The sequence below is a fragment of the Staphylococcus sp. acrmy genome, assembly GCF_022690565.1.
Classification (GTDB): Bacteria; Bacillota; Bacilli; order Staphylococcales; family Staphylococcaceae; genus Staphylococcus; species Staphylococcus caledonicus.
Genome location: NZ_JALCVE010000005.1, coordinates 216,132 through 229,821, shown reverse-complemented (window position 1 = coordinate 229,821; position 13,690 = coordinate 216,132). Strand labels below are relative to the sequence as shown.

At 32.4% G+C, this 13,690-nt stretch carries 10 protein-coding genes; 8 read left to right on the top strand and 2 right to left on the bottom strand.

Annotated elements, in window-relative coordinates:
* Positions 1-98: 98 nt before the first annotated feature.
* Complete coding sequence (gene tagH, locus FH144_RS07400; RefSeq protein WP_107507153.1) at positions 99-893, bottom strand: teichoic acids export ABC transporter ATP-binding subunit TagH; 795 nt, start codon at positions 891-893, stop codon at positions 99-101.
* 318 nt (positions 894-1,211) lie between these two features.
* On the opposite strand from tagH, the gene FH144_RS07395 reads away from it, so the two are divergent.
* The 4 genes from FH144_RS07395 to tagD all read left to right on the top strand — a co-directional run bounded on the left by FH144_RS07395 (position 1,212) and on the right by tagD (position 4,811).
* A complete protein-coding gene (locus FH144_RS07395) occupies positions 1,212-2,024 on the top strand; it encodes an ABC transporter permease (RefSeq protein ID WP_107507152.1) in 813 nt (270 codons plus the stop codon).
* 131 nt (positions 2,025-2,155) lie between these two features.
* Positions 2,156-3,241 (top strand): teichoic acid glycerol-phosphate primase TarB, encoded by a 1,086-nt coding sequence (tarB, locus tag FH144_RS07390; RefSeq protein WP_242314739.1) that lies wholly within the window; start codon positions 2,156-2,158, stop codon positions 3,239-3,241.
* Positions 3,238-4,302: a glycosyltransferase family 2 protein gene (locus tag FH144_RS07385; RefSeq protein ID WP_242314737.1), complete on the top strand. Its 1,065-nt coding sequence runs from the start codon at positions 3,238-3,240 to the stop codon at positions 4,300-4,302. Before tarB ends, FH144_RS07385 begins: the two co-directional genes overlap by 4 nt.
* 110 nt (positions 4,303-4,412) lie before the next feature.
* Positions 4,413-4,811 (top strand): glycerol-3-phosphate cytidylyltransferase, encoded by a 399-nt coding sequence (tagD, locus tag FH144_RS07380; RefSeq protein ID WP_107507149.1) that lies wholly within the window; start codon positions 4,413-4,415, stop codon positions 4,809-4,811.
* A 106-nt stretch (positions 4,812-4,917) separates the two neighbouring features.
* Here the strand turns inward: tagD and pbp4 are convergent, their stop codons facing one another.
* Complete coding sequence (gene pbp4 / locus FH144_RS07375; RefSeq protein WP_242314735.1) at positions 4,918-6,210, bottom strand: penicillin-binding protein PBP4; 1,293 nt, start codon at positions 6,208-6,210, stop codon at positions 4,918-4,920.
* Positions 6,211-6,397: 187 nt separating this feature from the next.
* Here pbp4 and FH144_RS07370 point away from each other — a divergent pair, with 187 nt between their 5' ends.
* The 4 genes from FH144_RS07370 (at position 6,398) to FH144_RS07355 (ending at position 13,641) form a co-directional block, all read left to right on the top strand.
* On the top strand, positions 6,398-8,125 hold the full coding sequence (locus FH144_RS07370) for an ABC transporter ATP-binding protein (RefSeq protein ID WP_107507147.1): 1,728 nt from the start codon (positions 6,398-6,400) through the stop codon (positions 8,123-8,125).
* A 269-nt stretch (positions 8,126-8,394) separates the two neighbouring features.
* The gene (locus tag FH144_RS07365) at positions 8,395-9,885 is read left to right on the top strand and encodes a glycosyltransferase (RefSeq protein ID WP_242314733.1); all 1,491 of its coding nucleotides are present in this window, start codon (positions 8,395-8,397) and stop codon (positions 9,883-9,885) included.
* A 27-nt stretch (positions 9,886-9,912) separates the two neighbouring features.
* Entirely contained in the window at positions 9,913-12,081 is a 2,169-nt protein-coding gene (locus FH144_RS07360; RefSeq protein ID WP_242314745.1) for a bifunctional glycosyltransferase/CDP-glycerol:glycerophosphate glycerophosphotransferase, read from the top strand.
* 327 nt (positions 12,082-12,408) lie between these two features.
* A complete protein-coding gene (locus FH144_RS07355) occupies positions 12,409-13,641 on the top strand; it encodes a NupC/NupG family nucleoside CNT transporter (RefSeq protein ID WP_242314731.1) in 1,233 nt (410 codons plus the stop codon).
* Positions 13,642-13,690: the final 49 nt, after the last annotated feature.

Below are 13,690 nucleotides of genomic sequence, written 5' to 3'. Positions count from 1 at the left end.
GAAGTATTGATAAAAAGAGAAGCGTAGAGGTGATTCATGATTGAATCACCTCTACGCTATTATTCTGGGATTTATGTTCCAAGCCCATACTTAGCGTTTTATTTTACGATAAAACGTTTTTTATCAAGATCTTTTCTAAATGCTTTTTGATCGGCTCTTGATTTTTTCTTGAAATCTTTTAAAAATTGTTCATATTTAGGTAGAACATCGTCAATTTCGCCAAAGTCTTTCAATTTACCGCCTTCAATCCAAGCGATTTTAGTACAAAATTCACGAACTTGTCGAATATTATGACTGACGAAGAAAATAGTTTTATTAGCTTCTTTAAATTCGTATATTTTGTCTAAACATTTTTGAGTGAAAGTTTGGTCCCCAACGGATAATGCCTCGTCAATTACTAAAATATCAGGGTTAATCGTTACATTAATCGAGAAACCTAATTTAGCACGCATACCACTTGAATAGTTTTTAACAGGTTGATAAATAAATTCTCCTAATTCGCTAAATTCGATAACTTGAGGCATAAGTTCTTTGATTTCTCTCTTTTTAAAGCCCATGCAAAGCATTTTAAATTCAATGTTTTCTACACCAGTTAATCGACCATTTAGACCGGCATTAATAGCGATAACGCTGACTTCACCATTACGTTCAATATTCCCAGAAGTAGGGGATAATGAACCACCAATCATATTACTTAACGTTGATTTGCCAGAACCATTAATACCAACTAAACCAATAACATCACCTTCGTGGGCAGTTATTGATACATCGTCTAAAGCAAAAAATGTATTATTCTTATTTTTAGGGATCAGGGCGTCTTTAATGCGTTCTTTATTATTGCGATAAATGCGATATTCTTTTGTCACATTATTAATATTAACGGATACGCTCATGATTATTCCTTTCTTATAAGTAGTCATATAGATTATAATACATTACACAAGTGTTGTTAAATTTATTAACCTAGTGTAAAGTGTATTAGAGATTTTGAATTGTTTAGTTATCGGAAAGTAGATTTTACATTTTGGAAAATGAAATTCACAAATACGAGACTTTCGATAATTGAACGAGTAAAATGAAATACGAATTCAATAGTACGTATAAATACATTAAACTTTTGAAGAAATACTATATAATAAAGTTATTCAAATGACAAATTAAAGAATTTAAATGCCAGTGTGGATATTTAATTGAAAGTGTGGTTTATTTCAATGTCGGCAGTAGGGTCAGTTTTTAAAGAACATATCAAAAACTTTTATTTAGTACAAAGACTTGCACAATTCCAAATTAAAATAAGCAATAAGAATAACTATCTTGGTATGGCCTGGGAAATACTCAATCCTGCTTTACAAATCATGGTATATTGGTTTGTATTTGGTATGGGTATTCGTAGTAATGCGCCTATTCATGGCGTGCCATTTATCTTATGGTTATTAGTTGGTATTAGCATGTGGTTCTTTGTAAACCAAGGGATTCTTGAAGGTACGAAATCAGTATCTATGAAATTTAATCAAGTTGCTAAGATGAATTTCCCGTTATCAATTATTCCTACATATACAGTGACAAGTAAATTTTATGGACACATAGGTTTACTAGCGTTAATTATTGCCATTTGTTTAGGAAATGGAATTATTCCTTCGATACATATTGTGCAATTATTAGTTTATGTACCACTTACATTTTTCTTTACCGCTTCAGTAGCACTCTTTACCTCAACATTGGGTATTATTGTGCGTGATACACAAATGGTGATGCAAGCGTTATTAAGAATTCTGTTCTATATGTCTCCTATCTTATGGATACCTAAGGATACAGGCGTTAGTGGTGTGATTAATGATATTATGAAATTTAATCCAGTTTACTTCTTAGCACAATCATATCGTGCTGCTATTTTATTCCATCAGTGGTACTTTATTGAACATTGGAGATTATTCCTATATAACGTTGTAGTTATTTTAGTCTTCTTTGTATTAGGTTCTATTTTACATCGTAAATATCGCGATCATTTCGCTGATTTCTTATAATATTTTAAGAGCTGGGGCATTTATAAAAGTGTCTCAGCTTTTAATATAGCAGTTGGCTAAAGATTACATGATATTGTGATGAAGACAAGGAATTATCATTTTGTAAATAACTAAAATTGAGAGGTATAAGTATGCGAATCATTATTAAAAATGTGTATATGTTAATGATTGCGGTATTGAACTTCGTTTTCAAAGGGAGAAAGGTTAACCAAACACAAATCGTGTGTTTAATGACATTTCCTGAAGACATGATGCCGATTATTAAAGAATTAGGCAATAAAGGCTATGCGATTACTGTAATTGCGAAAGCTCAAGAGCAAGCGCGCTTAACCCATCTTAAACATACGACATTCTTGCCGGCGGGGAATAAAAATGTTGTAAAACACATTGCAACGTTGAGTAGCGCTAAAGTAATTGTCATTGATACGTATTACTTAATGCTTGGGGGATACACTAAGAAACAAGGACAATCGATTATCCAAACGTGGCATGCTTCCGGCGCATTAAAAAACTTTGGCTTAACCGACCATCAAGTTGATTTAAATAATTCTAAAATGGTGAAACAGTATCGACGCGTGTATGATGCTACAGATTATTATCTTATTGGTGGCGATGAGATGGGTGAATGCTTTAAAGAATCATTTGGCGCGACAGACAATCAAATGTTACAACTAGGGCTACCACGTTTAGTTAATTATATGAATTTCGACCTCAAGGCTGAGCAAACACGATTGAAAGAATATTATAATATTCCTAATAAATTGGCGATATATGTGCCAACGTATCGCGAAGATGCGACAGATAATCGACAGTTAAATAAAGCTCATTTTGAAAAGGAATTACCGAACTATACATTAATCAATCAATTACATCCTTCAATTAGTGGCTACACACCAGAGATTCCTACCTCAGAGTTAATGGTGATGGCTGATGTGATTATTAGTGATTATAGTTCCTTACCGATTGAAGCTAGTTTAATAAATAAAGCAACATTATTTTATGTATATGATGAAGAAAAGTATAGACGCGTGCGAGGATTAAATCGATTTTACGATGCCATACCGCAAGAATATAAAGTGAATAATGAAGAAGAATTGATAGGCAAAATTAAAAATGAAACGCATCTACGTCCATTATTTAAAGATTGGCATCGCTACAATAGCTTGAATAGTTTAGAACAGACAGTACAATTTATTGAAAAGTTGGTGAAAGAATGAAAATAGCCGTGATTATTCCAGCATATAATGCAGAACATACGATTCGAAAGGCTGTTAAATCAATTGATACTACGCATGAAGTGGAAATTGTTTGTATCAATGATGGTTCAATCGATCGTACTAGAGAAGTATTAATGCAATTACAAAAAGAAGTTAAAAATCTTGTGATTTATAATCAAGACAACCAAGGCGCTGCTAAAAGTAGAAATGTAGGTTTAGCCGCACTGGCTGATGATGTCGAAGCGTTTATGTTTTTAGATGCAGATGATCAATTTTTACCTGGAAGATTAGACCAAATGATAAATTACTATGAAAGCGACCAGAACGTTGATATTGTAATTGGTCAAATTGGGCGAGGCGTAAACGGTGATTGGAAAGTTGTGCCTACTCATGAAGAAATAAACCGTAACGCCATTGTGACGTTAGCGCAAGCTCCCGAAATTTTGCAATCTATAGGTCCAGGTGGGAAATTATTTAACTCAAAATTTAAAGCCTTACAATTTGATGAGAATGTTGTTTTTTGTGAAGAACATACCTTTATTACACGTGCTTATTTAACGGCACGAGATATTCAACTCTTGCCTTTAATCATCTATGGCTACAATGAACGAGAAGGCTCAGTGACGGATAAACGTGCTGATACGTTCTTATCGTATATCGAAGATGCACGACGAGTGCGTCAACGTGTGATGGAAATGTTGTTATTAACGAACGAGAAAGCATATTATAGCTATCGCATGGATGAGTTGATTGTAAGTTATTTGATACAAGCTTATTTATTAAAATATAGCCGAATAACATCACAATTTATTGATAAAATAACGCAATATATTAAAGACATGCAACATACTGATTACTCAGGTGATGCATTATTTAGAATTGTTCAAGCAGTCGAACAAGGTGCGACAAATTGGGATAAAGATAGTTATGAAAAGTGGTGTCAAACGCTTGTGAATGTAGGCATTGGTAGACCTAGATATCTGCTTTTTAAAGCACAAGTTATGCCCAAAAAATTAGCATTCAATGGTAAACAATCTTTAAAGAAAATATTGAAAAGATAACCCAACGTATTAAGTGAGCGCATTATAGAAATAATGGTATGCAAATTTTATTTATGCTACATTAAGATTATGAAGCACTGTTAAAAATTTAGTTAAGGAGACAACTAGGTATGAGAAGAGTAATTACTTACGGCACATATGACTTGTTACATTATGGTCATATTGAATTATTAAGAAGAGCTCGTGAAATGGGCGACTACTTAATTGTTGCGCTATCAACAGATGAGTTTAACCAAATTAAAAACAAGAAGTCTTATTATGATTTTGAACAACGTAAAATGATGCTAGAATCAATTCGCTATGTCGATTTAGTTATCCCTGAGAGTGATTGGGGACAAAAAGAAATTGACGTAGATCGATTTGATGTTGATGTATTTGTAATGGGTCACGATTGGGAAGGCGAATTCGACTTCTTAAAAGATAAGTGTGAAGTTGTATACTTAAAACGTACTGAAGGTATTTCAACTACTCAAATTAAAAAAGAATTGTACGGTAAAGACGCTAAATAATAAACGATTCGAATATAATATTTAGCAATAATAAAAAATGACATCCCTCATTTGCGTAGGTAGTAACATAACGCTTGTGATGGATGTCATTTTTAATTTTAAAGCATTAGCGATGTTTGAAGATTAGACGACCAATTAAATAAAGAATTAAAATCAAAATAATAGAAACTAACGCTCCAACAAGTATAGTTAGTGTTGGATAATTATGCCACAAATGTTGAACAAATGTATTCGCTTTGTGTAGTGCAGGTCGTGTTACTTTGGCAGTAGGAGGGCCATCACTATCTGTTAAGAATTGACGATTATAATTTAGGTGGACTTTTCCATTTTTCACTACAAATTTATAATCTTTGGAAGTGAAATCTTGAGGTATGATGTCATACAAATCGTCTCGGACGTAATAAGTCTTGCCATTAATCTTATGCTTACCTTGAGGTAACACTTTTTTATACTCATATTGGTTAAATGAACGATTCATGAGTGCGTTACCTATCATGTTACGTTGCATTTCACCACCTAACTTCTTGTAATCCCCAACTCCCATAAGTATTTGATTAATGCGTAACTTACCACGTTGCGTAGTAATGGTATGGTTATAATCTGCCGTATCACTTGAACCAGTTTTTAACCCATCGGTACCTTCTAAGCTCATTTTGGCACCTTCTAATGAATGATTAAACGTATAATATGTCACGCCGTGTTGCGTAGGTGCTAATTGCTTTGTAAAATATAAAATCTTTGGTGTTTCCTTAATCACATGGTGATCAAGTATAGCGAAATCTTTTGCCGTAGTGGTAGAGACTTCTTGACTTTTGTATTTCGAAGGAGCGAAACTAGCTAATCTATGATTTTCAGCACCAGTCGGATTAACAAAATGGGTATGATGCATGCCAATCTCGTTCGCTTTCTTATTCATCAAATCAGTAAAGTCATTTACGTTCCCTGAAACTTTCTCAGCTAAGATTAATGCTGCTCCATTACTTGAATTGGAAACTGTAATTTGAAGCAACTCTTTAATTGTATATGTTTCACCAGGATATAGTTTAGTATTACTAAGTTCCGGTAAAGTTGACATTCGATAATGTCTGTGCGTAATATGTATCTTGTCATTCAGCAAAAGCTTACCTTTATTGACGGCTTCAAGCGTGAGATACATGGTCATAAGCTTAGTCATGGAAGCGGGTTGCCATGTTTGATTCGCCTGATAGCTATAAAGTATTTGACCTGATTGGCTAACGTTGATAGCACTTTCTGGTTGATAGGCATCTGTAACATTCGGATAACCATATTGACGTGTGATTTCAGTAGGTGTGAGCGTTTCTTCAGCAGCGTTTGTCATAGGTGTTATAATAGTAGCCGTTAAGAGCATACTGAAGATAAGTGTAATAATTCGTTTCATACTTTCTTTCCTTTTGTTAAAAATTTCAGTGAAAATAGTTTAACATAGGGAAATGTTGAGATAAACATAATTGAATTGTTCACAAGAAAATAGGGTGTAAAAGTATTGTTGATCATTTGAGGTTAACTACCTCAAACTCAAGACAGGAGCAATATAATTTAAAATGAATATAAAAGAGGGCTAGTTTATGAAAGGGCAAAATCCATTATTTTTCTTATTTAAACGGCTATCATGGCCGTATGCGTTGATTATTACTGCCATTATTATTTCATCATTAGGCAGTATAAGCGGATTACTTATTCCATTATTTACAGGACGTTTAGTAGATAAATTCTCCACAAGTAGTATTAATTGGAATATTGTTATATTATTCGCCGGCATATTTATAATTAATGCGTTATTAAGTGGTATTGGCATATACTTACTCAGCAAAATTGGTGAGAAAATGATTTATGATATTCGCTCAATTTTATGGGAACACATTATTAAATTAAAAATGCCATTTTTCGATAAAAACGAAAGCGGACAACTAATGAGTCGTTTAACTGACGATACAAAAGTGATTAATGAATTTATTTCACAAAAATTACCGCAACTTTTACCAGCAGTGATTACATTAGTAGGATCAATCGTTATGTTATTCATTATGGATTGGCAAATGACGTTATTAACATTTATCGCTATTCCAATATTTATGGCGATTATGATTCCATTGGGTCGAAAAATGCAAAAGATTTCAATTAATACACAAACGGAAATTGCTAACTTTAGTGGTTTGTTAGGACGTGTGCTAACTGAAATGCGCTTAGTAAAGGTTTCTAATACAGAGCGCAAGGAATTGAATAATGCACATTATAACTTGCGAGCAATATACGATTTAGGTTTAAAACAAGCTAAAATCGTGGCTATTATTCAACCGATTTCAAGTGTGATTATGTTACTCATGATTGCTATTATCTTAGGATTTGGTGCAATTAGAATCGCTACTGGAGCGATTACGGCCGGCGCCTTAATTGCTATGATATTTTATGTGATGCAATTATCTATGCCGTTAATGAATCTATCTACATTAGTTACAGACTATAAAAAAGCAGTCGGTGCTAGTAGTCGAATTTTTGAAATTATGCAAGAACCTGTTGAACCAATGACAGACTTAGAACCAGTAGCTAATGTTTCAATTACTGATGGCGAATTAGCTTTCGAAGAGGTTAACTTTAAATATGATGTTCAACCTATCTTGAATGATGTATCATTCCGTATCCCTCAAGGTAAAGTGAGTGCGTTTGTAGGGCCTTCTGGTTCAGGAAAAAGTACCATCTTTAACTTAATCGAACGCATGTATGAAACTGAAGCGGGAGATATTAAATATGGTGAACAAAGTATTTACGACATACCGGTTACAAATTGGCGTCAAAAAATTGGATATGTTATGCAATCTAATTCGATGATGAGCGGTACGATTCGAGATAACATTCTTTATGGAATTAATCGTGAAGTTTCTGATGAAGAGTTAATTCGATATGCTAAACTTGCTAACTGTCATGACTTTATTATGCAATTTGATGATGGCTACGATACTTTAGTTGGAGAACGCGGTCTCAAGTTATCTGGAGGACAACGTCAACGTATTGATATTGCACGTAGTTTCGTTAAAAATCCTGATATTTTATTACTTGATGAGGCAACAGCGAACTTAGATAGTGAAAGTGAACAAAAAATTCAAGAAGCCTTAGAAATTTTAATGGAAGGGCGTACGACAATTGTAATTGCGCATCGACTCTCAACTATTAAAAAAGCTGGTCAAATTATTTTCCTAGATCAAGGTAGAGTGACCGGTAAAGGTACACATTCAGAATTGATGGCGAACCATGAAAAATACCGTCAATTCGTATCAACACAAAACTTAAGCGAATAATTGAATATGTAAGAATCATAAAATGGCTCTGAGTTGATTTTGAAGTAAGTAGAAATCAACTTAGAGCTATTTTTTAAGCTGTACTTTGAATAAAAATATTTATTATTTATATTATTTTGGATTTTACAAACAACATAGCTTTGGATTGAGTTCACTTAACGAATGTGAAATAATCAACCTTAATAGTATATATGTGTTTTTTTGAAACTATATGCATAATAGTAAAACTTGCACATGATGTGAGAAGTTAGAGAATGGAGTGAAAGACTATGCTATACACGATAACATCAACATTGCCTCCAGTGCATGGCGGAAGAACAAAAGCATTATTATACAGAATAAAGTTTTTGGAAGAGAAATTAAATGAGCCATCAACGATATTAACCACTAACTATAATGCAAATTATAAAAACGTTTATAAAATCTTTAGACGAAAAGGTTTTATAACTGACAATTTAAAATTAGACAATATTTATGATTGGCTAGCGAATTATAAATTGTTAGAAGAGCCGACGCCACCTTCCTATATAGACAAAGCAGCTATTAAATCTAAAATTAAGGTGTTAGGTTTGAAAGCTGAAAGATATGGAGATGACGTAACGTATTATAAAGCCAAGACTCGTGTTATGTTTAGAAAATATTATAAAGACTCAAATGTGATTAAGTATGAAGACACTATCGTTAAAGGAACTTCTAACATTAGTAAGCGGAAAGAATATACGTTAAATGGCAAATTACATAAAATAACTTACTATGATGAGAAAACCACTTTTAAGGTTAATGAAGAATACTATGACCGCAAAGGGAAAATGTATTTGAACAAAAGTTTTAATAATGATGAAGACAATAAGTTAATCGAAATACGTTATTTTAAAAAGAAAAATAAAATACTCGTCTTTAAAAAGGAAAAAGAGTTATTCACATATTATTATAATCAAGTTTTAAAAGATGGTAGCATTGTATTTAATGATGCGCGCTTATTAGATAGACCGCTTATTGAATGTAAAAATAATATTAAGCGTATCTTGGTCTTTCATAGCAACCATTTAATCAATGATGAGATACATAAATCTTATCAATTGGCCCTTGAGAAGAATGAAGCAATCGATAAATATATCGTCTTAACTGATTACCAAAAAAATGATATCCAATCACAATTTTCAATCAATGATGATAAAATAGATGTCATTCCTCATTTTCTAGAAATAGCTAAAGCAACGACTCGTGAAAATGTGCAAGACCAGTTCTGTTTTATAGGTAGAATTGCGAAGGAAAAACAAATTGACCATATTATTCGCGCATTCGACATGTATTTAAAGAAAGGTTACACTTCAAAATTATTGATTTATGGTAATGATAAAGATGGTAGTTTGAAGAAATTAAAAAGCTTAGTCGCTAAGTTAAATATTAAAGATAATGTGCAATTTAAAGGTCATACGGATCAACCGGAAAAAGTGTTTGCTACTGTTAGAGCTTCGTTATTGACGAGTCAATATGAAGGTTTTGCCTTAACTGTAATGGAGAGTATAAACACTGGCTGTCCTGTAGTTTCTTATAATATGCGCTATGGACCTAGTGAATTAATCACTAATGGTGAAAATGGTATACTAGTCGAAAAAGATAATATAGAAGCATTTGCTAACGGAATAGAAATGGCTAGAAATAAAGACTTCAAAGATGTAAAATTAAGTACAAAATTTGATGTGGAAAAAGCACTCAAAAATTATCAAGCACTCCTCGATGACATAACAAATACTTAGTACAATTAGAAAATGGAGAGAATTATGTTGAATAAAATATCAATTATTATTACGTATTATAATAATGAAGAATATATTGATGAATGTATCAATAGTTTAAAAAGCCAGAGAAATCAAGACTTTGACGTTATTATCGTAGATGACGGTTCTACTGATAGATCGACAGAAATTTTACAAAAAGAACTAAAAAATTATGATAAAGATGTTAAGTTTATTCAATTAAAAGAGAATAGTGGTCACGCGCATGCTAGAAATATTGCTTTAGATGAAGCTCATGGACAATATGTTATGTTTCTTGATGCAGATGACCAATTAGCATCATATGCAATTGACTTCTATTTACGTCACATTAATGGTTTAGATACTTTAATTGCACCAATTCATAAATTTACTACTCAGCGTGCGCAGTATGTTGATAAAGATAAAGTGCGTTTACAGTACGCATCTCATAAGAAAAGTCCTAACACGATTTTAAGAAAAGAATCTGTATGTAATATTTTATTTAAAAATGCGATTATCAAAGCACATAACATCAAATTTAATGAAGAGTTAAGTATCTATACAGATCATTCATTTACTTTAGAATATTTAAAGCATGCTGAAAGTTTTGTAAGAATTACTAATTTCCCATTCTACTATCGTGGTGAAGTGTATGATCCATTTAATGGTAATACATTAAGTGGGCAAGATTTTACTAATAAATTTGAAGATCATGTCAATAGTTTTTTTGATGCGATGCAAAGAACAGATGATAAGAAAGTTAGGAAATTTTTAATTCAAAAAATGAAGAATGAAATTAAGACTGGCTTTGATCCATCATTAAGAGATATTAAAGCACGCTATATTACACTTGAACAACCACTTATCAGAGTAGTAAAAGCGTTAAAATGGAATATTATTAGCGATGGAAAAGTATTGTATAACCTTGAAGTGCTATTCTTAGCTATGGACAATGTTGAAAATGCTAAATATGTAAATAATTTACGTAATAAAACGCGTTTAGTTAAAAATATTGTTACTAATAGTAAGATGAAAGAACGTTCAAGATATCAATTAAGCGATAGTGAAGATACCGTTGATGAGAACACAATTGTGTTTGAAGCATTTGGTGGTAAAAACTATAGCGATAGTCCTAAATATATTTATGAATATATGCAACAACATTACCCACAACTTAATTATATTTGGGTATTTTCAAAACCAGAGAATAATGTCGTTCCAGGAAATGCAACTAAAGTTAAGAAAGGGTCTAAAGAATACTATGAAGCGTATTCTAGAGCAAAATATTGGGTTTCAAATGCTAGATTGCCACTTTATTTAAATAAAAAAGACAATCAAACTTATATCCAAACTTGGCACGGTACACCACTTAAACGTTTAGCTAACGATATGAAAGTGGTTAGAATGCCAGGTACAACGACGGCGAACTATAAGAAAAACTTTTATGCAGAAGCATCTCGTTGGGATTATTTAGTATCTCCAAATAGATATTCTTCAGACATTTTCAAAACAGCTTTCTGGATGGATGAGGATAGAATTTGGGAAATTGGATATCCAAGAAATGATGTTTTAGTTAATCGTCAACATGACACTGAATATCTTGCTCAAATTAGACGTGACTTGAACTTACCTGAAGGTAAAAAGGTAATTATGTATGCGCCAACGTGGAGAGACGATGAGTTTGTTAAAAAAGGACAGTACTTATTTGATTTGAAAATCAATCTTGCTAATCTTCAAAAAGAACTTGGCGATGACTATGTGATTTTATTAAGAATGCATTATCTGATTGCGAATGCGTTAGATTTAAATGGATTTGATGACTTTGCGATTGATGTATCAAATTATAATGATATTTCTGAGTTATATCTTATCTCTGATGCATTAATCACTGACTATTCATCAGTGATGTTTGACTTTGGTATCTTAAAACGTCCACAATTCTTCTTTGCATACGATATTGAAAAATATGACAAAGGTTTACGTGGTTTCTATATGGACTATATGAATGATTTACCAGGCGAAATCATTACAGACGAATTTAAATTAGCTGAAGAATTAAAACAATTAGATCAACATAAAGTGCAATATAAAGATAAGATTGAGAAGTTTTATAATGATTTCTGCTCTATTGAAAAAGGACAATCTTCTCAATTTATCGGTGACTATATCTATAACGATATTGAGAAAAATAAATAGTTTTATTATGTAACAAAACAGAGATTAAGCATAAATCTCAAAATACAGGCGTAAAGGTGATTTTCATTTGAATGAGCATCTTTGCGTCTGTTTTTTAGTGAAACTTGTTAGAATCTTTGTTTTAGAATCAAGGTTGTCATTTACTGTTCGTGAATTTTCACAGAAATCTCTAAAAACTTTATTTTATCGAACATTAGCGCATGGTATAATGATAATTAAGTTATTTACGGAATGTTAACGTTATTATAAGAGACAAAGTACGGTTCTGTTAAATAGACACGCTATTACATAGTGAGTTTAAAAATTTTATATTTAGGTGGGTGCCTTATGTTTTTGTTGATTAATATCATTGGGTTACTTGTATTTTTAGGAATTGCAGTTTTATTTTCTAGAGATCGTAAAAATATCCAATGGAAATCTATTTTAATTCTTGTTATTTTAAACGTATTTTTGGCATGGTTCTTTGTTTATTTCCAAATTGGAAGAACTATTGTAGAAGGCTTAGCTGCTGCAATTGCATGGGTAATTCAATCGGCGCATACGGGAACAGGATTTGCATTTAGTAGTTTTACAAGTGGCAAACAAATGGACATGGCGATTAGCGCATTATTCCCAATTTTACTTGTTGTACCACTATTCGACGTTCTAATGTACTTCAATATTCTTCCTAAGATTATTGGTGGCATTGGTTGGTTACTAGCTAAAATTACACGTCAACCTAAGTTCGAGTCATTTTTCGGAATTGAAATGATGTTTTTAGGTAATACTGAAGCATTAGCAGTCTCAAACGCACAATTGAAACGTATGAACGAAATGCGTGTGTTAACTGTTGCGATGATGTCAATGAGCTCGATTTCAGGAGCTATTGTTGGTGCATATGTACAAATGATTCCTGGGGAACTTGTTTTAACGGCAATACCTCTAAATATTATTAATGCGATTATTGTGTCTTCTATTCTGAATCCAGTGATTGTAGAAGAACAAGAAGATGTTATTTATAGCATTAACAATAATGAAACTGTAGAACGTCAACCGTTCTTCTCTTTCTTAGGAGATTCAGTATTAAATGCTGGTAAATTAGTACTTATCATTATTGCATTTGTTATTAGTTTCGTAGCATTAGCAGATTTAATAGACCGTTTCATTAATTTAATTACTGGACTTATTGGTAGTGGCATAGGTGTGAAAGGTAGCTTTGGATTAAATCAAATTTTAGGCGTTTTCATGTATCCATTTGCTTTACTTTTAGGCTTACCTTGGGACGAAGCATGGATTGTAGCGCAACAAATGGCTAAAAAAATCGTGACAAACGAATTTGTAGTTATGGGCGAAATTACTAAAGTTGTCGATACATATAGTCCTCACCGACAAGCAGTTATTTCAACATTCTTAGTATCATTCGCGAACTTCTCAACAATCGGAATGATTGTAGGTACATTAAAAGGTATCGTTGATAAGAAAACGTCGGATTTCGTAGCTAAATATGTACCGATGATGCTTCTTTCTGGTATTTTAGTATCACTACTTACTGCAGCCTTTGTTGGTTTATTTGCTTGGTAAGAATCATTGGAAGATTAAGTATCTGGGATATTAATCCCAAAATTTTAGA